Origin of the sequence: Paenibacillus sp. S150 (assembly GCF_019352175.1) — a bacterium.
In the GTDB taxonomy this organism is placed as follows: Bacteria; Bacillota; Bacilli; order Paenibacillales; family Paenibacillaceae; genus Paenibacillus_AQ.
In genome coordinates this window covers 432,840-455,023 of the sequence record NZ_JACBYI010000001.1, presented here as the reverse complement: position 1 = coordinate 455,023, position 22,184 = coordinate 432,840, and the positions used below count along the sequence as shown (strand labels likewise).

19 protein-coding genes and 1 other RNA gene are annotated in these 22,184 nt (G+C 54.1%); 18 read left to right on the top strand and 2 right to left on the bottom strand.

Annotation, left to right across the window (positions count from 1 at the left end):
* Positions 1-13: 13 nt before the first annotated feature.
* From HYD27_RS01870 to rnpB, 17 genes are all read left to right on the top strand, one after another.
* Complete coding sequence (locus HYD27_RS01870) at positions 14-2,269, top strand: HD family phosphohydrolase (protein WP_219210759.1); 2,256 nt, start codon at positions 14-16, stop codon at positions 2,267-2,269.
* Positions 2,266-2,763, top strand: coding sequence for an rRNA maturation RNase YbeY (gene ybeY, locus HYD27_RS01865; protein WP_219210758.1), 498 nt, complete (start codon positions 2,266-2,268; stop codon positions 2,761-2,763). Before HYD27_RS01870 ends, ybeY begins: the two co-directional genes overlap by 4 nt.
* Positions 2,763-3,158, top strand: coding sequence for a diacylglycerol kinase family protein (locus tag HYD27_RS01860; protein WP_219210752.1), 396 nt, complete (start codon positions 2,763-2,765; stop codon positions 3,156-3,158). The genes ybeY and HYD27_RS01860 overlap by 1 nt, the downstream gene beginning before the upstream one ends.
* Before the next feature lie 125 nt (positions 3,159-3,283).
* The gene (gene cdd / locus HYD27_RS01855; protein WP_219210750.1) at positions 3,284-3,703 is read left to right on the top strand and encodes a cytidine deaminase; all 420 of its coding nucleotides are present in this window, start codon (positions 3,284-3,286) and stop codon (positions 3,701-3,703) included.
* A 552-nt stretch (positions 3,704-4,255) separates the two neighbouring features.
* On the top strand, positions 4,256-4,786 hold the full coding sequence (locus HYD27_RS01850; RefSeq protein ID WP_219210748.1) for a hypothetical protein: 531 nt from the start codon (positions 4,256-4,258) through the stop codon (positions 4,784-4,786).
* A gap of 202 nt (positions 4,787-4,988) precedes the next feature.
* Positions 4,989-5,882, top strand: a complete 894-nt coding sequence (gene era / locus HYD27_RS01845) for a GTPase Era (RefSeq protein ID WP_219210746.1) — start codon at positions 4,989-4,991, stop codon at positions 5,880-5,882.
* Positions 5,883-5,989: 107 nt separating this feature from the next.
* Positions 5,990-6,133, top strand: coding sequence for a YqzL family protein (locus tag HYD27_RS01840; RefSeq protein WP_219210744.1), 144 nt, complete (start codon positions 5,990-5,992; stop codon positions 6,131-6,133).
* Between the two features lie 36 nt (positions 6,134-6,169).
* Positions 6,170-6,925, top strand: a complete 756-nt coding sequence (gene recO / locus HYD27_RS01835; protein ID WP_219210742.1) for a DNA repair protein RecO — start codon at positions 6,170-6,172, stop codon at positions 6,923-6,925.
* Positions 6,926-7,361: 436 nt separating this feature from the next.
* Positions 7,362-8,249, top strand: a complete 888-nt coding sequence (gene glyQ / locus HYD27_RS01830; RefSeq protein WP_219210738.1) for a glycine--tRNA ligase subunit alpha — start codon at positions 7,362-7,364, stop codon at positions 8,247-8,249.
* Complete coding sequence (glyS, locus tag HYD27_RS01825) at positions 8,242-10,320, top strand: glycine--tRNA ligase subunit beta (protein ID WP_219210736.1); 2,079 nt, start codon at positions 8,242-8,244, stop codon at positions 10,318-10,320. Before glyQ ends, glyS begins: the two co-directional genes overlap by 8 nt.
* A 212-nt stretch (positions 10,321-10,532) precedes the next feature.
* Complete coding sequence (locus HYD27_RS01820) at positions 10,533-11,006, top strand: YaiI/YqxD family protein (protein WP_228744873.1); 474 nt, start codon at positions 10,533-10,535, stop codon at positions 11,004-11,006.
* Between the two features lie 39 nt (positions 11,007-11,045).
* Positions 11,046-12,866 carry a DNA primase gene (dnaG, locus tag HYD27_RS01815; RefSeq protein ID WP_219210734.1) on the top strand — a complete coding sequence of 607 codons (1,821 nt, stop codon included), beginning with the start codon at positions 11,046-11,048 and terminating at the stop codon, positions 12,864-12,866.
* 40 nt (positions 12,867-12,906) lie between these two features.
* Entirely contained in the window at positions 12,907-14,040 is a 1,134-nt protein-coding gene (gene rpoD, locus HYD27_RS01810; RefSeq protein WP_219210732.1) for an RNA polymerase sigma factor RpoD, read from the top strand.
* A gap of 119 nt (positions 14,041-14,159) precedes the next feature.
* Entirely contained in the window at positions 14,160-14,984 is an 825-nt protein-coding gene (locus HYD27_RS01805) for a hypothetical protein (protein ID WP_219210730.1), read from the top strand.
* The gene (locus tag HYD27_RS01800; protein ID WP_219210728.1) at positions 14,981-15,757 is read left to right on the top strand and encodes a tRNA (adenine(22)-N(1))-methyltransferase; all 777 of its coding nucleotides are present in this window, start codon (positions 14,981-14,983) and stop codon (positions 15,755-15,757) included. The genes HYD27_RS01805 and HYD27_RS01800 overlap by 4 nt, the downstream gene beginning before the upstream one ends.
* Positions 15,733-16,848, top strand: coding sequence for a Nif3-like dinuclear metal center hexameric protein (locus tag HYD27_RS01795; protein WP_219210726.1), 1,116 nt, complete (start codon positions 15,733-15,735; stop codon positions 16,846-16,848). Before HYD27_RS01800 ends, HYD27_RS01795 begins: the two co-directional genes overlap by 25 nt.
* A 62-nt stretch (positions 16,849-16,910) precedes the next feature.
* An RNA gene (gene rnpB / locus HYD27_RS01790) (RNase P RNA component class A) lies at positions 16,911-17,327 on the top strand.
* Positions 17,328-17,417: 90 nt separating this feature from the next.
* On the opposite strand, the gene HYD27_RS01785 is transcribed toward rnpB, so the two are convergent.
* The gene (locus HYD27_RS01785) at positions 17,418-18,650 is read right to left on the bottom strand and encodes an aminotransferase-like domain-containing protein (RefSeq protein ID WP_219210724.1); all 1,233 of its coding nucleotides are present in this window, start codon (positions 18,648-18,650) and stop codon (positions 17,418-17,420) included.
* Between the two features lie 95 nt (positions 18,651-18,745).
* Here HYD27_RS01785 and pdxR point away from each other — a divergent pair, with 95 nt between their 5' ends.
* Entirely contained in the window at positions 18,746-20,185 is a 1,440-nt protein-coding gene (gene pdxR / locus HYD27_RS01780) for a MocR-like pyridoxine biosynthesis transcription factor PdxR (RefSeq protein WP_219210722.1), read from the top strand.
* Here the strand turns inward: pdxR and HYD27_RS01775 are convergent.
* Positions 20,182-22,068 (bottom strand): S8 family peptidase, encoded by a 1,887-nt coding sequence (locus HYD27_RS01775; protein ID WP_219210721.1) that lies wholly within the window; start codon positions 22,066-22,068, stop codon positions 20,182-20,184. The genes pdxR and HYD27_RS01775 overlap by 4 nt on opposite strands.
* Positions 22,069-22,184: the final 116 nt, after the last annotated feature.

Sequence of the window (22,184 nt, the reverse complement as noted above, 5' to 3'; positions counted from 1 at the left end):
GGGGACTGTCTTCATGGCCTCAAAGCAACCATCGAAACTAAGCGGATTTGTATACAGCAACAGCGGCTGGAAGTATAGCGCGGTAACGCGCTATGCTCTTTTCCTGTTATTGGGGCTTGTTTTCTACTTCAGCCTGTCCTCGGACCTGCTGCCCAAAAAGTATGATATTAAAGAGGGCACCCGCAGCGCCAAGGAGATCACAGCGCCCAAGCAAATCCTTGACACCAAAGCCAAGCTGAAAGCTCAGGAAGAGGCAGCTGAGAATGTGAGCAACCGTTATGCGATTATCCCGATGAGGGCGGACAATCTCGTAACCTCTCTACTGGACCGGATTGACCGGCTGAATCAGGATGATTTAATCTCGCAATCCGATAAAACGGCCATCTACCGGGAAGAAATTCCGCAGCGGGCCAATGATTTTATATTGAATTTTGTGACCTCCAGCCGAAATGCCGGGACCTATTCGGAGCATCTTCTGGAAGAGATGCAGTCGGTCATCAAGGATCAGACCTATGTTATTCCGGAAGAAACTTTCATTAAGATACCGCGTCTGACCTCCCAGGATATTATCGAGATGAAGCCGGTCGCCCGGGATATCGTCACCAAGCTGATGAACGACCAGATTACCGATGCCCAGACCGCGCGCGCCAAGGTTGCAGAGCAGGTGAGCGTCAGTTCGCTGAGCCAGCGTACGGCCCGTGAGGTTGTCCAGGAGCTGGTGCGCCTGGTCATTACAAGCAACAAGTTCTACGATGAGGATGCGACCAAGGAAGCCAAGGTGCAGGCCCGTGAGAACACACCGGATGTGTTCATTGAGCAGGGGGATGTGCTTGTCCCCAAGGGAGAACTCATCACTCCCGAGCTGTATGCGCTGCTGGACGAGAACGGGCTGCTGAGCAACGAGGTCAACTACTGGCCGCAATTTGGCCTGCTGCTGCTCTCTGCGCTGCTGTCCTTTGGCCTTTTGACATTCATCCGCTATACAGGCGGAACGTCCGGCTTCAAGTACAATAACTCCCAGCTGCTTATGCTGGTGCTGGTTTTTGGCATTACGATTATTACCATGAAGCTGGCCGCGTTCCTGCAGACGGATGTCCGGTCTTATGTCGGCTTCCTGGCTCCGGTAGCCATTGGGGCGATGCTGATCACCATGCTGCTGGATATGGCCCTGGCCTATTTCTGTTCCATTTTGTTCAGTATTCTTGCCAGCATTATTCTGAATGTGCAGCAGAATACCGTGTTTGATTTCACCTTCGGCTTCTTTGCGCTTATCGTTTGCTATGTCGCCATCTTCGCCACTCACCGTGCGGGGCAGCGCTCCACACTCCTGAAGGGCGGAATAATGGTATCCCTGTTCGGCTGCGTCACCGTATCCGTGCTGACCATGCTGGGGGGAGGTGCCTGGAATGAGACACAGACGCTGTATGCGATCGGCTTTTCCTTTGCCAGCGGTCTGCTGACCGCGGTGCTGGTTATCGGACTGATGCCTTTCTTCGAGGCTACGTTCGGCATCCTGTCGGCGCTGAAGCTTGTCGAGCTGTCGAATCCGAACCACCCCCTGCTGCGCAAGCTGCTTACTGAAACGCCGGGAACCTATCACCACAGTGTGATGGTAGGCAACCTGTCGGAAGCGGCGGCGGAGGCGATTGGTGCAGACGGCCTGCTCTGCCGGGTCGGGTCCTATTATCACGATATCGGCAAAACGAAGCGGCCGTTTTATTTCATAGAGAATCAGAATAATATGGAGAATCCGCATGATTCGATTGAGCCGATGCTCAGCAAATCGATCATTGTGGCACATGCCCGGGACGGCGTGGAAATGCAGAAGGAGTACAAGCTTCCGAAGCCGATCCGCGATATTGCCGAGCAGCATCACGGCACGACGTTCCTGCATTATTTTTATCATAAGGCCCTGAAGCTGGCAGAGGAAAAGGGTGTGGAGCCCGACTTCACCGAAGAGGATTTCCGGTACCCCGGACCGAAGGCTCAATCGAAGGAGTCCGCTGTAGTGGGAATTGCCGACAGCGTGGAAGCGGCCGTCCGTTCGCTCCGCAAGCCTACAGTGATGCAGGTGGAGACGATGATAGAGAAAATCGTCAAGAGCCGTCTGGACGATCACCAGTTCGATGAATGCGACCTGACGATCAAGGAGCTGGATATTATCTCGCGGACGCTGAAAGAAACGGTGATGGGTATTTTTCATTCCCGGATTGAATATCCCGAGGATGTGAAGAAACCGAAAAAAGAGGAAGGGGCCGTAACAACATGAGTCTTGCAATCGTTTGGAGCAACGAGCAGGAAGAACATCATATAAGCGATGAGCTGATCGCTCTGCTGGAGAGCATTCTGCAAATGGCGGGGGAAGCCGAAGGAATCCGCAAAGGTGAAGTGGATCTGACTTTTGTCAATAATGAGCGCATCCACGAATTGAATCTGGAGTACCGGGGAATTGACCGCGCGACGGATGTGCTGTCCTTTGCCATGAACGAAACCGGGGAAGACGAGCCTGAAATTATATATGCCCTTGAGGATAATGGAGAGCAGGAAGACGTTCCTTATGTGCTGGGCGATATCATTATCTCGGTTCCCCGGGCACAGGAGCAGGCGCTGGAGTATGGACATTCCCTGGAACGGGAGCTGGGCTTCCTGTTCGTCCACGGCTTCCTGCATCTGCTGGGCTATGACCATCAGGACGCCGCCTCGGAGGCGGAAATGATGTCCAAGCAGGAAAATGTGCTGGTACGGGCTGGGTTGACCCGCTAATGGTCAAGAATACGGCGGTAGGCCACAAAAAATTCTGGCACTCTTTTCGGTTTGCGGCGCATGGCATTGCCTCGGCGTTCAAATCCGAGCTGAATATGAAGGTGCACAGCGGCTTGGGCTTACTCGTTCTGGCTGCCGCCGCGATATTCAGAGTTTCTCCGTCAAGCTGGCTGCTGCTGCTGCTTGCGATTACACTTGTTCTGACCGCCGAACTGCTGAACACTGCGATAGAAGCGACGATTGATCTGGTTTCTCCGGAGATTCACCCCTTGGCCAAAAAAGCCAAAGATACCGCCGCAGGCGCCGTACTGCTCACGGCGGTCTTTGCCGTCATCGCGGGAATCTACGTATTTTATTATCCTGTGATGGACTGGATTACCGGACTTATGTCATAATCAATCTACAACTTCGGCTTATGGGAGAGGCGGACCCGCTTTTTGCGCTCCGCCTTTCATTGTCTTTACGTATATGCTGTGTAAGCGGGAAGAATCTCCCGACAAAATTCTTTAGGAGGACAACGATGGAACCTGCTCTACTTCTACAGGAAGCAATCAAAGCACGGGCAAATGCCTATATACCCTATTCCCGTTTCGGCGTTGGAGCAGCATTGCTGGACCAGGACGGGCATGTCCATCACGGCTGCAATGTCGAGAATGCCGCTTTTGGCCCGACGAACTGTGCCGAGCGGACTGCACTCTTCCGCGCCATCGCGGACGGCCACAAGGCTGGAACCTTCAAGGCGCTCGCGGTTATTGCCGATACGGACGGCCCCGTGTCCCCTTGCGGCGTCTGCCGCCAGGTGATGGTCGAGCTGTGTCCTCCGGATATGAAGGTCATTCTCGGCAACCTCAAAGGCAATATTCAGGAGACCACCGTGCGGGACTTGCTCCCCGGCGCGTTTGGTCCTGCCGATCTGGAGCAGGGACAGGCTCCTGAGTAAATTGGAACGCCATTGGATGCAGCGACCAATGCCTTCAAGTGAACAGTATTCCAGTAATTCTGTCCTGCAAATTCATGTCTCTGCTTATATTTGCATCCTCTAGGGTGCTGTGCAGCGGCATGAATGTCTAATGTACAAAGTGCAGCAGAATAAGACTTGGAGGGTTAAAGTGAAATTTATACAAGCTGTATCATGGTACCCGAGTTTTCAGAGGTCCTTGGCCCGTGAACGGCTGAAGCCTCTCCGTTGGAGTCGCTGCAAGAGCACATTTGAATAAATATTTTGCGGAAGACAAACATTCAGCGCATAAGCCGCTATGCAATTGGTCCAACTCTTGGAGGTGCAACCAAGTCTGCGCCAGACTTTCATTCAGCACATAAGTAAACTAAGAACCTATCCCAAAATAAGTTGCCGGGAATGAACGGATCGTACGCTTTTCCAAACGATCCATACGCAGGCGAAATAAAGCAAGGCTTCATAGTTCCGTGCCGGCTCCCTTTCCAAGCGCCTACTTCCACACTCATTCGAGCCTTGTGTTTTTGGGCGAAGACCATGGAACGCATGAAGTCCTTGGAAGTGCAGCGCGGAATTGCGGCGAAGCAGTCCCGTGTGTCCCGAAATAACGGCAGAAATGCCGTTGTTGAGGCGAAGCAGTCCCGTGTGCCCCGAAATAACGGCAGAAATGCCGTTGTTGAGGCGAAGCAGTCCCGTGTGCCCCGAAATAACGGCAGAAATGCCGTTGTTGAGGCGAAGCAGTCCCGCGTGCCCCGAAATAACGGCAGAAATGCCGTTGTTGAGGCGAAGCAGTCCCGCGTGCCCCGAAATAACGGCAGAAATGCCGTTGTTGAGGCGAAGCAGTCCCGTGTGTCCCTCAATAACGGCAGAAATGCCGTTGTTGAGGCGGAGCAGTCCCGTGTGTCCCTCAATAACGGCAGAAATGCCGTTGTTGAGGCGAAGCTGTCCAACACTCATCACCTCTTACTTTTTTTCTTACCCATAGTTCTTACTTATTTATTCTGGGATAGGCTCCAAGTAAATAGTTATTTTGCGCCACATTCCAGCGTGTTCCCGCAGGGAACGTAAGCGTTCCGCCCGCCGGCCTCCCTCCTATGCTCTAACCATCTCTCCCACGCCATTTCCGGGTGTCCAGAGGGCCGGGGCCCTTGGGGTCCCCCTTGGCTAAGGGGGATTTAGGGGGATCGAAAGTTTAGGGGGATCGAAAGTTTGGGGAAATCGAAAGTTTAACCAAGTCTAATCTCAAGAAGGAAGCAGGAAGGAAGATCATATGAAATTCAAATCAGGGTTTGTCGCCATTATCGGCAGACCGAACGTAGGCAAATCGACACTCATGAATCAGGTGATCGGACAGAAGATCGCCATCATGTCGGACAAGCCGCAGACGACCAGAAACAAAATTCACGGGGTATACACCGCGGGGAACTCCCAGATCGTATTTCTGGACACGCCGGGTATCCATAAAAGACAGTCCAAGCTGGGCGATTACATGAACCAGACGGCCATGAGCACGCTGCTTGAGGTGGAAGCGGTGCTGTTCCTGGTGGATGCATCGGAAGGCATGGGCGGCGGCGACCGCTATATAGCCGAGCAGCTGAAGGGCATCAAGACTCCGGTCATTCTGGTCATGAACAAGATTGACAAAATCGAGCCGGAAGCGCTGCTTCCGCTGATTACCGAATACAACAAGCTGCATGAGTTTGCCGAAATTGTTCCGATCTCCGCGAAGGTAGGAAGCAATGTGAACACGCTGCTGGACCAGGTGACGAAATACCTGCCGGAAGGCCCGAAGTATTATCCCGACGATCAGATCACCGATCATCCGGAGCAGTTTGTCTGCGCGGAGCTGATCCGCGAGAAAATCCTGCATCTCACCCGCGAAGAGGTGCCGCATTCCATTGCGGTTGCCATCGAGGATATGCGTGTCGAGTCCAACGGGGTAGTGCATGTTTCGGCTGTTATTTTCGTCGAGCGCGATTCCCAGAAGGGGATCATTATCGGCAAGCAGGGCGCGATGCTGAAGGAAGTCGGCAGACGGGCCCGTACCGATATCGAGAACCTGCTGGGCTCGAAGATTTTCCTGGAGCTATGGGTTAAGGTTAAAAAAGACTGGCGCAACCAGGAACGCGTTCTGCGTGATTTGGGCTTCCATAAAGATCTTTAACATCCGCGCTCACGGCTGCTTGGCAGGAATTGCAAGGATAGATCCTGGCCTATCGCACATCCTATTTCTGAAGAGACATCGTGTTTCCGAAGAAAGGATGAATACGAATGCGAGACTTTTCGTGGAAGTATTTTGCAATGACTGGAGATGTCGATGCTTATTTGCTGTACAAAGAAGCCGCTGATCCGTTAGACGGCAGCATAGCGTTGCCTGCGGAGGAGGAGAAGGTCCTTGATGAAGAAGCGCAATAAGGACTGGTTGCTTACCGAGTGGTTGGGGGAAGAGGCATGCTATACAGGGTGGAAGGGATCGTCATCCGCAGCATGGACTACGGCGAAGGGAACGCGATTATTACGCTTTGCACCGAGAACGCCGGCAAAGTAGGCGTTCTTGTGCGCGGGGCCAAAAAGGTCAAAAGCCGCCATGCTGCACTAATCCAGCTGTTCACTGCCGGAGAATTTGTGTTTTTCCGCAACAATGGGGGACTCGGTACACTGAATGCGGGTGAGATTACGAAGTCCCACCATCCGCTGCGCGAGGATCTGGTCAAGACGGCATATGCTTCATATGCCTGCGAGCTGCTTGACCGTGTGCTTCATGATGAGGAGACCGGCAGCTTCTGGTTCCGGCAGCTTTCGGCATGTTTAACTGCGCTTGAGGAAGATAAGGAACCCGGTGTCATTATTAATGTTTTTGAAATGAAAATTTTGCAGGCCGCCGGATATGGTCCGCAGCTCCATTCCTGTATCGTTTGCGGCTTGGACAAGCCTGATGAGGAGCTGCGGATAAGTCCCCGCCTCGGCGGTGTGCTCTGCCGCAGCTGCAGACATAATGATCCTCCGGCAATGGAGGTTTCTCCCCGTGCGCTCAAGCTGCTGCGTTTGTTCGCGGCGCTTGATCTAACGCGGCTTGGCAGCGTAGATGTGAAGGAAGACACCAGGGCTGAACTCAAAAAGCTTATGCGGGCCTTTATGGACCATCAGCTTGGGCTGAAGCTGAAGTCGCAGAGCTTCCTTGACCAGCTTGATAAATACAATATTTGACGAAATGCAAAATATCCGTTACTATAGGTTCAGTTTCTTTTTATAGTAGCGCCGTGATTGCTCTTAACATGGAGAAACGTGCAATGATCGGGAAAGTAATGAACACCATTGTCGCTTAAGCGAGCCGGGGAGAGTGGAAGCCTGGCGGGACAACGTTCATGAACATGGCACCCGGGAGTACGAAAGCGGCAGTGTGAAGGTGGATTTCGTCATTTACCGATGAAATCAAGTAGGGTGGAACCGCGGGAGTGTATTTTCAGGCTCTCGTCCCTATGTCTGTATATCAGGCATGGGGGCGGGAGCTTTTTTGCCTTGTGGCAGTGATGTGTAACAGCATCCGGCAATGCTGCAAGGGTAGAAGAAGGCCGCCTCCATCGCGCAGCAGTACCAATAGCAGGAGATGCAGTTAAACTTGTAAAGCGAAGGAGTCGGTAGCATGAATTTTCAGCAGATGATTTTAACGCTGCAGCAGTTCTGGTCTGAGCAGAAATGCATTCTGGTCCAGCCGTATGATACGGAGAAAGGGGCGGGAACGATGAACCCCATGACATTCCTGCGTTCGCTGGGGCCGGAGCCGTGGAAGGTTGCGTACGTGGAGCCTTCGCGCCGCCCGTCGGACGGACGCTATGGGGAGAATCCGAACCGTTTGTACCAGCATCACCAGTTTCAGGTGATTATCAAGCCTTCGCCGGACAACATTCAGGAGCTGTATTTGGACAGTCTGAAGGCGCTAGGCGTAGAGCCGCTTTTGCATGATATCCGCTTTGTCGAAGACAATTGGGAGAACCCGTCGCTGGGCTGCGCGGGCCTCGGCTGGGAGGTGTGGCTTGACGGCATGGAAATCACCCAGTTCACTTATTTTCAGCAGGTCGGCGGAATCGAGACCAGCCCGGTGGCGGTCGAAATCACTTACGGCATGGAGCGCCTCGCCTCCTATATTCAGGAAAAGGAAAATGTCTTCGATTTGGAATGGGTGGACAAAATGACCTATGGCGATGTGTTCCACCAGCCGGAGGTGGAGCATTCGACCTATACCTTCGAGGTATCCGATGTCAAAATGCTGTTTACACTCTTCAATACCTATGAAGAGGAAGCGCGCAGAGCGATGGAGAAGCACCTGGTGTTCCCGGCTTATGATTATGTGCTGAAATGTTCGCACACCTTCAACCTTCTGGATGCGCGCGGAGCCATCAGTGTAACCGAACGCACGGGCTTTATTACAAGAGTCCGCAATCTTGCCCGCACCGTAGCGGCGACCTATCTGGAGGAACGCGGGAAGCTTGGCTTCCCGCTGCTGAAGAAAGAAGGTGCTGGCCTTGCCTAAGGATATATTGTTCGAGATCGGTCTGGAAGAGGTCCCCGCGCGTTTTCTCCGTGCTGCAATGGAACAGCTGAAGGACAGAACCGCCAAATGGCTGGAGGCTTCACGCATTTCCCATGCCGGTGTCAGTGCATACGCCACACCGCGGCGCCTTACGGTATTGGTGAAGGATGCCGCCGAAAAACAAGAGGATATCAGCGAAGAGGTGAAGGGCCCTTCACGCAAAATTGCGCTGGATGCAAGCGGCGGATGGAGCAAGGCCGCTCTCGGCTTTGCCCGCAGCCAAGGCGTATCCCCGGAGCAGTTTACCTTCAAGGAGCTGGCGGGGGTAGAGTATATCTACGTCACGAAGAACAGTGACGGCGCCAATACCTCCGAATTGCTGCCCGAAGGACTCAGCGGCATTGTCAGCGCAATGACTTTTCCGAAGAATATGCGCTGGGGAGCGCATGACTTCCGATTTGTCCGTCCGATCCGCTGGCTGGTAGCCCTGTTCGGCCGTGATATTATCGATTTGGAAATTACCGGCGTCAAGGCCGGCAATGTGAGCCGCGGCCACCGGTTCCTGGGAACGGAAGCGGTAATTGCCGAGCCTGCACAGTATGTGGAAACGATGCGCAGCCAGCATGTGCTGGCGGATGTGCAGGAACGCGAAGCGCTGATTCTGGACCAGATCAACAAGCTCGCCGGAGAAAAGAACTGGACGATTGCCATCAAGGAGGATCTGCTGGAGGAAGTGCTGTTCCTGGTGGAAACTCCGACCGTGCTGTTCGGCACATTTGATGCATCCTTTCTGAACATTCCGCAGGATGTGCTGATTACTTCGATGCGCGAGCATCAGCGCTATTTCCCGGTCTTTGACGCATCGGGTGCGCTTCTGCCTTTCTTCGTTACGGTGCGCAACGGCAATGCGCAGTCGCTGGACGTGATCGCGAAGGGGAACGAGAAGGTGCTGCGTGCCCGTCTGTCGGATGCGAAGTTCTTTTATGAAGAGGATCAGAAGCTGCAGATCAGCGAGGCGCTGGCCAAGCTGGAGAATATCGTGTATCACGAAGAGCTGGGCAGCGTCGGAGACAAGGTCCGCCGGATTCGTGCGGTTGCGGACCGTTTGGCGCTTAAGCTTGGGCTGTCCGAAAGCGCAGCCGCTGAAGTCAGCCGGACCGCCGATATTTGCAAGTTCGATCTGGTTACGCAAATGGTAAATGAGTTTTCGGAGCTGCAGGGCACGATGGGAGAGGATTACGCACGCAAGGCGGGAGAACCTGAAGCTGTTGCCAAAGGGATTTTCGAGCATTATCAGCCGCGTTTCGCCGGAGATGCCGTTCCTTCCTCTGAAGTGGGGCTTGTAGTCAGCCTTGCGGATAAAATCGATACCATTGTCGGCTGCTTCTCGATCGGCATTATTCCGACAGGCTCGCAGGACCCTTATGCGCTTCGCCGCCAGGCGGCGGGGATTGTGCAGATGGTGCTTGAACATAAGCTGACGATTTCCTTGCAGGAAATTTTTGACGCAGCTGTGGAAGTGCATGAAAATTTGCGTACAGAGAAACATTTTACACCCGAACTGCGTATAAACCTGTACGAGTTCTTCGGACTGCGCGTAAAACGCCTGTTATCCGACAATGCTCGTTATGATGTTGTGGATGCGGTGATTGCTGCAGGCTTCGATGATATCGTGGCTGTGGTAGGCAGAAGCCATGCACTTATGGAAACTGTAAAAACCCGGCCTGATTTCAAAATTACCGTGGACTCCTTGACCCGGGTAAGCAATTTGGCAGCCAAAGCTGCTTCAGGCGCTGCCGTTGAGCCGTCTCTGCTGAATGAAGAAGCTGAGCGGAAGCTGTACGAAACCTGGCAGGCCATTCACACGCCGTACCGGGAAGCCCTGAGTGCCAGAAATGCTGCGGAAGCCCTGCGGATTCTGTCCGGTTTGAAGGACGCGGTTACCGGATTTTTCGATTCCGTGATGGTCATGGCGGAAGATGAGCAGATCCGTGCCAACCGTTTGGCGCTGCTGGCGGGTATTGCTGCCGATTCCAGAGCCTTTGCCGATTTTGGCAAGCTGGTATGGTAGCCTCCTGATTGCGGAACATGTAAATATTTGCCCCAATAAAGCACGATTTTGTGCAGTTTATGGTATAGACCGGCGGTTTAGGGTATAAATATACGGAACGGTGCCAATGCGTAAGTTGACATTCGTTCCGTATTTATGCTTTTCAAAGAAGGAATTCTCTCTGCCGAAGCGTATATATATTACACGGGAAATTGGTGATGGTGGTGATGGTCATGGAAGGGTCCAGGGAAAGAAAAATCGTGGTCGACGGGGATGCTTGTCCGGTGAAGCAAGAGATTATTGCCGTTGCCCGAAGCTTCGGTATCCCGGTAATCATGGTTTCATCATACGATCATGTGCTGAAGGGGGAGGAAGGCGTCTCGGTCGTTCAAGTGGACCGGGGAGCTGACAGTGCCGATCTGTATATAGCCAATCACATTTCTGCAGGAGATATTGTCATTACGCAGGATTATGGCCTGGCGGCGCTGGCACTCTGCAAACGCTGCAGGGTTTTGTCAGGCCGCGGACAGGAGTATGAGGATGCCAAAATGGATTTTATGCTGGAGGGCAGGCATGCCAGGGCCGTGGAGCGCAGGCGGGGACATTATTCCAAAGGCCCGAAAGCGATCACTGCGGAAGAAAAAAATTATTTTCAACATAAACTGACAAAACTTTTAACACTTTTGCAGGAGAATGTCCAGCTGTAGCGAATTATATTTATTTGTTAAGAGATGAAGGTGGTTGAAGTGGCTAGCGGACAAGGTAATATTCCGGAAGAAGTTATCGAGAGCGTGCTCGCGCGGCATGACATTGTCGATACCGTCGGTAAGGTTGTTCATTTGTCCAAACAGGGGAAATATTTATGGGGCCTCTGCCCGTTTCATTCAGAGAAAACTCCTTCCTTCACCGTAACCCCGGAACGCGGGGTCTTTCATTGCTTTGGCTGCGGCATGGGTGGAAATGCCATCAAGTTCAGGATGGAAATCGAAGGGTTATCCTTCCCCGAAGCGGTCAAAATAATGGCGGAAGAAAGCGATATACCTGTTCCCGAGGGAAAAGGGGGCATTCTGTCTCCTCCCGATCCGGAGCGTGACCGGCTGATTCAGGCGTACGAGCTGTCGGCAAAGTTTTATCATTTTCTGCTGAAGAATACGGAATACGGCACTGCCGCCATGGATTATTTGAGATCCCGGGGCTTCAGCGACAAAATGATCGACCAGTTTCAAATCGGCTATGCGCCGGACCGCTGGGATACACTGCTGCAATTCCTCGAGAAAAGAAGCTTCAATCTTGCCGAGATGGAAAAGGGCGGACTGCTGTCTGCCAGAGGCGAGGGGAAGGGGTACATTGACCGCTTTCGCGGACGTGTCATTTTTCCGATTGCGAACCGCACAGGTAAGGTAATTGCTTTTGCCGGAAGAATTCTCGGAGACGGCCAGCCAAAATATTTGAATTCCCCGGAGAGCAGGCTGTTTAACAAGAGCCGGATTCTGTACAATTTGCACCAATCCAAAGCATCCATCCGCAAAACGCGGCAAATCGTCCTTTTTGAAGGCTACGGTGATGTCATTTCGGCTTGGGAAGCAGGTGTGCATAACGGCGTGGCCACCATGGGAACCTCTCTGACGGACGGCCATGTGGCGCTGATGAAAAGCCTGGGTGACGAAATCGTCCTCGCTTATGACGGCGACAAGGCAGGACAAGCTGCTGCGGTGAAGGCGATTCCGATGCTGGAGAATAACGGGCTGCGGGTAAAGGTCGCCGTGCTTCCGAACGGACTCGATCCCGATGAATTCATCTCCCGTCACGGCGGAGAGCGGTTCAAGGATCAGGTCATGGATTCAGCGGTTTCATCCATTAAATTTAAGCTTATATATCTGAAAAAAAACCATATACTCCTAGAGGAAGACGGTAAAATCGCCTATGTCAAGGAGGCTCTGGAGATTATCGCATCGCTGCATTCCTCCACAGAGCGCGAGGTCTACCTCCGTGAAATCGCCTCCGAGCTGGAACTGTCATATGATAGCTTGAAGCAGGACTGCAATTTACTTCGGGCATCAATGCAAAAAAACATCCCGGAAGGGGATAATAACGACAAAAGGTGGAATAATGGTAGGCATAAAAAAGGGCAGGTGCAGACGCCCGCTTTGCTGCCCGCTTACCATGTTGCCGAACGGAGGCTGCTGTCCTTGATGATCCAGGACCCGGAAGCCGCCGCATATGTGGGCGAACGCCTCGGAGAAGAGTTCAACATCGATGATCATGCGGCTATTGCCGCTTATCTATATGCCTATTACGCGCAAGGCAAACCACCCGGCATCAGCCGGTTTTTATCATCGCTTCAGGATGACCGTCTGGAAAAAACCGCAACGGCAATTGCCATGATGGACACTCCTCCGGACTGGAATACGCAGGTCCTGGATGATTGCATCCGTGAAGTGCGGAAGTATCCCGTGCAACGCGGGATGGAGCAAAAGCGTGAAGAGATGATTCAGGCTGAGAAGTCAGGAGACTTTTTGCGTGCGGCACAAATTGCAAGTGAGATTATAACCCTAGAGAGACAATGAGCAATTGACAGGATGTACCTAGGGAGGAGGGAGTCGAATTATGGCGAACGATCAGCATACTGAACTGGAAGCGGAATTTACTCTGGATCAGGTAAAGGATCAGCTTATTGAGCAAGGCAAGAAAAGATCATCATTGAATTACAAAGATATTATGGAGAAGCTTTCGCCGTTTGATCAGGACCCCGAGCAGATGGAGGAGTTTTATGAGCAGCTGAGCGACCTCGGCATTGAGGTTGTGAACGAGAATGATGAAGAGGTGAATACGCTTCGGCCAAGCGAGGATGCTGAAGGCAGCGATGGCGATGACTTCAGCTTCGACGACGATTTGTCGCTCCCGCCGGGAATCAAGATCAACGACCCTGTCCGGATGTATCTGAAGGAAATCGGACGCGTGCCGCTGCTCTCGGCGGACGACGAGGTTGAACTGGCGATGAGAATCAAGAACGGCGACGAGGAAGCGAAGCGCCGGCTGGCCGAAGCGAACCTGCGGCTAGTAGTCAGTATCGCCAAACGTTATGTAGGACGCGGGATGCTGTTCCTGGACCTGATTCAGGAAGGCAACATGGGTCTGATCAAAGCGGTTGAGAAGTTTGACCACAACAAGGGCTTCAAATTCAGTACCTACGCGACCTGGTGGATTCGCCAGGCCATTACGCGGGCGATTGCGGACCAGGCCCGGACCATCCGGATTCCGGTGCACATGGTGGAAACCATCAACAAGCTGATCCGGGTATCCCGCCAATTGCTGCAGGAGCTTGGGCGTGAGCCATCGCCGGAGGAAATTGCCGCCGAGATGGAGCTGACGGTAGAGAAGGTCAGAGAGATCATGAAGATTGCCCAGGAGCCTGTATCGCTTGAAACGCCGATCGGCGAAGAGGATGATTCGCATCTGGGTGATTTCATTGAGGATCAGGAGGCTCTTGCGCCTGCGGATGCGGCTGCTTACGAGCTGCTGAAGGAACAGCTGGAGGATGTGCTGGACACGCTCACGGAGCGTGAGGAGAATGTGCTCCGCCTGCGCTTCGGTCTGGACGACGGACGGACGAGAACGCTGGAGGAGGTCGGCAAAGTATTCGGCGTTACCCGTGAGCGGATTCGCCAGATTGAAGCCAAAGCCCTGCGCAAGCTTCGTCATCCCAGCCGCAGCAAGCGTCTTAAGGATTTCTTAGAATAGTATTATTAACCGGACCTTCTGCTGCACGGTGGCAGGAGGTCCTTTTCCTTGAGAATAGAAGAAATTATATGTTCCGCCTATTCTAAGCCAGAGTCAGTGTCCGAAAGAGGGATGAGCCGTTGAATTTGGAAAAACGTGAAATTATATTAAGAGAAATTCAGTATTGGAGAAGAAGCAAGCTTCTGCCGGAGCAGTATTGCGATTTCCTGTCCAACCTGTACGATGATCAGGCTGAGGTTAAGGACAGCAACCCGGTATCGCTGCGAAATCTCCAGCAGGGAAGCATCAAAATATGGCTGTTTGGTTTTGGAATTATTTCCTTGATTTTCTTGATTAGTCTTTATTTTAGCGTTTTTCCCTGGCCTTTGCAACTTGGTACAGCACTCTGTGTCCTAATTGTTTGTTATGGCTATTCAGCCGTATACCGGGACCGAAACAACATGATCAGCCTCATGCTGGCAGGGATCGGCAGTATCCTTACACTGGGCTTCGGATTATGGCTTATTGCGCTGCATGACCTGGACTCCGGCTTCTGGAGGCCGCTGCTGATTGCAGCCTGCGGGCTGCTGTGGGTTGTGCTGGGTTTTTTACTCAGGATCAGCCTGCTGCATTTCTGCGGCTTTGCCTTCTGGGCACTGCTGTATGCAGGTTTCTTCGGCCAGGTGCGCCCGGACGCTTCCATTCTGGAGCTGGAGCTGCTCTGGCTGCCGCTCTGCGTGCTTATGGTCTGGCTGAGCTGGCTGCTGCATCACCGGGTAAACGGTGTTTCAGGAGTCTACCTGGGTGTAGGCGTTGCCCTCTGGATTATGCCCGAGATCGATGCCTTGCTGCTTAGACAGGATTTGCCGCAGTGGGTTTCGCTAATACTGATTTTGAAGATTGCGGCAGGACTTGCCCTGCTGTTTATTTTCCGCAAAAAATGGATAACGTGGGTGACCTCATGAATAACAATAAATTATCAAACCGGCTTCAGCTTGTGCTGGAGCAGATTCCGCAGGGCAGCATTGTCGCCGATATCGGCTCCGATCATGCGTTGCTGCCTGTAGCGGCTGTAGGGAGCGGACGGGCGCTGTCTGCTATTGCAGGAGAAGTGAACCCCGGGCCGTTTGAAGCGGCCCGCAGAGGGGTTGCAGAGGCCGGGCTCGGCAAGGTGATCGCCGTCCGGCGGGGGGACGGGCTGGAGGTGCTGGAGCCGCGGGAAGCCGACTGCATCACGATCGCCGGCATGGGCGGTGCGCTGATCGCCTCCATCCTGGACCGGGGCCGCAGCCTCGGCAAGCTTGAAGGTGTCAGGACCCTGGCGCTGCAGCCGAACGTCGGCGAGGATATTTTGCGCCGCTGGCTGCTCAGCCATGACTGGGTGCTTGCCGCTGAGCATATCCTGGAAGAAGACGGCAAGATTTATGAAATCCTGACGGCAGTGAAGGAAGATGCCGCTGCCGGAATTTCCAATGAGCTGCTGTACCGTGATTTGAAGCTGGATTGCGGCCTGGTGTGTGAGCGTGAATTGCTGCTGGAAATGGGGCCTTGGCTGCTGCAAGCGCCGAATGCGGTTTTCTTCGCCAAATGGCAGGCGGAAATTGCCAAGCTGGAAGGCATTCTAAGTTCGCTGTCACGTTCCGCGCAGCCCTCGGCAGCGGACAGACGCCACAAGATTTCGTCGCAGATCAAGCAAATCAAGGGGGTGCTGGAATGTTTGCCAAAGGACAAACTGTAATCGGCTATATGGAGCAGCTTGCTCCCAAGCATCTGGCAGAGGAGTGGGACAATGTCGGCCTCCAGCTCGGCTCTCTCCAGAAGGAGATCACCGGGGTGCTGGTGGCGCTCGATGTCAATGAAACCGTTGTGGACGAGGCAATCTCCCGGGGCTGCAACCTGATCATCGCCCATCATGCAATTATTTTCCGTCCGATCAAGGCAATCCAGACGGATACAAAGGCTGGCAGGCTCTATGAAAAGCTGATCAAAAATGATATTGCCGTCTATATCAGCCATACGAATCTGGATGTGGCCGAAGGCGGCATGAACGATTGGATGGCGGAAGCTCTCGGCATTCAGGAGGGGGCGCCGATTAAGGAGATTCATACCGAGCAGCTGTCCAAGCTGGTGGTGTTCGTTCCAAAGGACCATCACCAGAAGGTGCTGGATGCCATTCTGAACGCCGGGGCGGGCTGGATCGGCAATTACAGCCACTGCAGCTTCAATATTGAAGGATATGGCACCTTCATCCCGGGAGAGGGCTCTGAGCCTTACCTCGGTGAGCAAGGCAGACTGGAGCGTGCCGAGGAAATCCGTATCGAGACGATTGTACCGCTGCCTATCCGGAATACAGTCGTGCAGGCAATGCTGAAGGCCCATCCTTATGAAGAGGTGGCGTATGACCTCTACTCCATGGATCTCAAGGGCCGCAGCTTCGGACTGGGCCGGGTAGGGAAGCTTAAGGAGCCGACCACTCTTGGCCAATTCATCGAAACGGTCAAAAGCGGCCTTCAGGTTGAGCATGTCCGCGTCGTTGGCGACTTGAACCGCCCGATCCGTAAAGCGGCGGTAATGGGCGGCTCGGGTGCCAAATATTACAACAGTGCCATCTTCAAGGGCGCGGATGTGCTGGTGACCGGGGACATTGACTATCACACCGCACAGGATGCTGCGCTGGCCGGCATCACACTGATTGATCCCGGACACAATGCAGAGAAGATTATGAAGGCGAAAGTGGCCGAGTGGATTGCAGGCAAGCTGGTTGAGCATAAGTACGATACAGCAGTGCATGCCTCGGAAGCGAACACAGAGCCTTTTAAATTCCTGTAGATTCCGTTTATTTACACTTGTGCCGCATGGTACAAGTCTGTATAATATACAATGTTGTTCGGGAAGTTTGACAGACAATCGCCGGCGCGCGTGAAGACGCCGCGGGAGGAAAGTCCGGGCTCCACAAGGCAGGGTGCTGGATAACGTCCAGTCGGCGCGAGCCGAAGGATAGTGCCACAGAAATGGACCGCCGATGGCCGCCTTCGGGCGGCACAGGCAAGGATGGAACCGAGGTGTAAGAGACCCCGAGGAACGCTGGTGACTTCGTTCCTGGTAAACCCCATCTGGAGCAAGACCTAATGAGACGCGGCATCTTCCTTAACCGGAAGGAGCAGCCTTCGCCTGAGGCGCGTCTAGGTTGGTCGCTGGAGCTGTGCAGTAATGTACGGCCTAGATAGATGATTGTCGCTTATGGTGGGAGGGTAGTTCCCGCTTGAACCACGACGAGCACAGAACCCGGCTTACGGCAAACTTTCCTAACTGACAACCTTGCAGCAGCTTGAATTCGATAAATTATTAACCATAAGAAAGCGGCCTCCGAGCGGGGCCGCTTTTTGTATGCATATTTTCTACTTCTGAGAAGTCAGCAACGGCGCATCCGGGCTCTGCCCGTAAATCTTAAGCGCCTGGTCCAGGCGCTCTACGGCAACGGATACTAGCTCAGGCGGGGTATGGGTAAAGTTGAGCCGCATGGTGTTCTTAAGCGGCTGCTCCGAATAGAATACTTCGCCCGGTACGAAGGCCACGCCCTGCTCGACGGCATAGGGAAGCAGCTTTGCAGCGTCAACGTGTCCGGCCAGCGTCAGCCACAGGAACATGCCGCCGCGCGGCTCCTGGAAATGGGAGCTTTCCCAGCTGCGGGACGCCAGCCCGCCCGAGAGCAGCTTCATCCGTGAACGGTATTTGCCTGAGATCAGGCGGATATGACTCTCAAGGTCAAAGCTCTGCAGCAATTCAGACAGCGCGCGCTGGTCAATGGCGCTGGAGTGCAAATCTGCCGCCTGCTTGGCCTTGGTGATCACTTGGATCAGCGCAGGCGGGCCGATGATCCAGCCGGTGCGAAGCCCCGGAGCGACGATCTTGGAGAAGGTTCCCGTATATACGACACAGGATTCCCCTTCACCGCTTCTGTCAATGGCCGCGAGGGAAGGAGGATAAGCGCCGGGTGCATCATCGAAGGTAATCTCGCCATACGGATTGTCTTCAAGGATAAGCACATTATAGCGCCGGCATAACTCTACAGCCTGTTCACGGCGTTCCCTGCTCCAGGTTGCACCCGAAGGGTTATTGAAGGTGGGAACGGCATACAGCAGCTTGGGACGCAGCCGGCGCAGCTGTTCCTCCAGATGCTCCGGCAGCATGCCGTGCCCGTCGCTCTTGACGGTATGTATGTCCGCCCGGTAAGACCCGAGAACCTGCAGTGCAGCCAGATAAGTAGGCGCTTCTACCAGCACGGCGTCGCCGGGGTCCAGCAGAATTTTGCACAGCAGGTCCAGAGCCTGCTGGGAGCCGGTGGTCAGAAGCATCTCGGAGGCGGTTACGGGAATGCCCTGGGAAGAGAGCCTTGCGGCGATTTGTTCCCGCAGCGGCGTGTAGCCTTCGGTCAAGCCATACTGGAGGGCTGAAGTGTCCGCGGAGAGCGCCTTGGCATAAGCGTCCCGAACGGCCTGCATCGGGAACAGATCCTCGCCGGGCAGTCCTCCGGCCAGGGAGATAATATCTTTGCCCTGGGTTAGCTTCAGAATTTCACGGACGGCTGAAGAACCCAGATGATTTGCCGCCGCTGAAAAATTAATATTCATAAAAATACTCCTCCGCTGCATGAATTTTGTTGTATCATAACGGCATAGCGGTATAACAGTAAAGCGGTGAATGTAACAGTTGGGAGGAATGGAGAATGCATATCGATTTGCTTCGCAGCGGCAGCAAGGCTTTGCCGCAGCAGATCAGCGACACCTTGGCCCAGCGGATTACTTCCGGGCTGCTGCAGCCGGGCGCCCGCCTGCCATCCGTCAGAGGCTTGGCTTTTACTCTCAAGGTAAGCCAGGTTACCGTGAGCAAGGCCTACGCCGATTTGGAGAAGCGGGGCCATATTGTATGCAGCCAGGGCAAGGGCTGCTTTGTAGCGGAGCACCAGCGAAGCGGGGCTGTGAACGGAGCCGGCTGGCAGGAAGGATATGATGATTATCTGCCGCGCGCGCAGCTGTGGCATAATTTCGACTACTCCAGGGTGGAGTATCCTTTCCATCTGGCGGCGATCCATCGTGAACTGCTTCCGCTGGGGCCTATCGGTGCGACAATGGCGGCATTGGCGGCCGGACAGCCCGAGCTGATGGCTTCCTACGGCAATTTTCAGGGCGACCCGGAGCTGAGGGAGATCATGCGCAGGCACCTGCAGCCGCGCGGCATCCGGCTGCGCTCCGCCGATCTGATGATTACCAGCGGAACCCAGCAGGCAATCGACCTGGTGGCCCGGACCTTTGTAGGGCCGGGAGATACGGTGTATCTGGAAGCGCCGAGCTATACCGGAGCCATTGATGTTTTTGCCGGAAGAGGCGCGGAGATGATCTTCGTGCCAATGGATGATGAGGGCATGCGTGTGGATGTGCTGACCAGGCTCTGCGATGCCAGACCGCCCAAGCTGATCTATACGAACCCGACCTTTCAGAATCCGAGCGGTATTACGATGAGCATCACAAGAAGACAGCGGCTGCTGGAGCTTGCACGCAGCTACCGCTGTCTTATTGTGGAGGATGATCCGTTCAGCGACCTCTATTTCCGCTCGCCGCCTCCCCCTTCCATCAAATCGATGGATGAAGACGGGCATGTGGTATACATGAAAAGCTTCAGCAAGGTCCTTGCCCCGGGCTGCCGGATTGCCTGCGTTGCCGCCGGGGGCAATATTCTCTCCCGGCTGATCGCCGCCAAGTCGGCCAGTGATCTCGGCAGCCCGCTGCTGACGCAGGGAGCAGTCCTCCCCTTCATTGCCCATAGCTACGAGGATTATGCCCGCAAGCTGCGGACTGCCCTGCGCGGACGCATGGAGAAGGCTGCCAGGCTGCTGAAGCAGTATGCCCCGCCGGGCGTGACCTGGATTCTGCCTGAAGGGGGATTGAACCTTTGGCTCCAGCTTCCGTCTGCTTCCGGCATTGAAAGACTGCATGAGCTGGCTGAACAGGAAGGCATTTCTTTCCTCCCGGGCGATGTATGCTATGCCGGTGACTTGCCTTCAAGACATATCCGCCTTTGTTATTCGCAAATGAAGGAAGCCGACATGGAGCGGGGGCTGAAGCTTTTCCTTAGCCTGCTGGACAAGCATCTCCGTGCATTGAATTAATAGCCGCTTTCCAGGCTCTGCCGGAGACTTTTAAGCTGGCGTCCGACATGCTGCGGGAACAGCTGGAGCGGAACCCCGCCGCCTGCGGCCTGCAGCGTCTTGTAGATATCCACCTGACCCCAGCCGTAATATTTGTCCAGGCCGGGATCGCCGAGATCCACGGCATTGGAAGTCATCAGCTCCATCACTTCGTTGTTGGTCAGCGCCGGATTCAGGGAACGGACCAGCCCGGCCAGTGCGGCCACATGCGGGCTGGCCATGGAGGTACCGGACAGTGCCGCATACTGGTTGTCCGGGTAGGTGCTGGCAATGCTCTCCCCCGGAGCGGCGACATCGATATAATCCCCGTAGTTGGAGAAGGATGATCTTTCCCCGTTGGCACTCGTTGCCGCGACCGCAAGCACCTCGGGATAGGCGGCAGGGTAGCCCGGACGCTCGGTATTGTCATTGCCTGCAGCCGATACAATAACCACATCGCGGTCATAGGCATATTTAATCGCATCATGCAGGAACTGTGAATCGGCATAGTTGCCCAGGCTGAGGTTGATTACTCTGGCGCCCTGGTCGGCAGCCCAGATTACGCCTTCGGCTACGGAATAAGTTGTGCCGGCACCGGAGTTGTCGAGCGCTTTTACCGGAAGGATCTTATTGTACCAGCTGATGCCGGCCACGCCTTCTCCGTTATTGGTCAAAGCTCCGATAATGCCGGCCACATGTGTGCCGTGGCCCACATCATCATCGGGCGGTGAGCCATTCGTAATTGCGTTATATCCGGCCAGCAGCTGGCCCTTGAGATCAGGATGGTTCGCCTGCACACCGGTATCCACCACCGCCACAATCACCTCCTTGCTGCCTTTTGACAGATTCCAGCCCAATTCGGCTTCAATGGCCGGCAGATTCCACTGGTATGTGGAGAACAAAAGATCGTTTGGGGTAATTACAGCAGCTCCGGTATTTTCACCCGCGGCATCATTGGTTAAATACATATAGTGGGGTTCTGTGTACTCCGGATGCCACTTATTAACAAAATAAGTTTTCAGCTGGGTATAGTTCATCTTCTCGGACCGGAAAATGTAGGCATAGCCCAGCTTGCGCGGCTCCTTGCAGCGGATGTCAGCGGCGATGGTCTGAAGCTGCCCCGGGGTAGGATGACCGTTTTTGAAGCGGACGACAATCTCATTTTCGTAGTAATGGCTGGCGTTCTCGTTGTCATGTCCGGTCTTGACGGTGATGTCCTTCAAGGTATCGGCATGAACGGATTCTACCCGGTACTTGCCTTCCTTCGGATAAGGAATGAGCCGCAGGTTCTTGAGCTGATGCTCGGCGACACGGTCCAGAATCTTCTGATTGATCAGGGCGATGACGCCGTAATGCCCCTCCTGATCGCGCTGGGCAGTGAAGTAATATTTTTTCTCGCCGACCATAAAAGAAGGGGACTCATAGGCTTGATGGCCCTTGATGGCAGCTTTGGCGGTGTTCAGGTACTTCAGGAGCTGCCTGTTCTCCTGGTCGCTTCCTTCGGGAAGGGACGATTTGAAGGTGCTGGTCTGCTGGGTGCGGAAATCAATCCACATCAGCATGGTGATATGTCCGTGTCCCTGTTGCAAACGTTTGGCATATGCTGAAATATCCTGGGACGTTTTACCCTGTGTCTCGGAGAGCATCGTTCTGAGGTGCTTGCTGACATCCACCCTGTTCAGGCGGTCCGTAGAGCTGACATCCTGCGTAAGTGCAGCCTTCTTGATCGTTTTTTCCTGTGAGGGGCGGGGTACAGAGGCTTGTCTAAGCTTATCGTTCCCATCGGGCCGCAGCGTGAAAGTGAGCACTGCTATCGTGAAAGCAACGGTGATCAGACCGGCTAGCATTGCATTTTTGCGTGACATATTTTCCGCTCCTTCATGGCATCGTATAGCTGTAGCTTTAGAAGAGAGCAACGGTTTTATGCATTGCAGAAAAGGATACCGCCGTCCAAGGTTTTATGTTAATATCAGAAAATAAG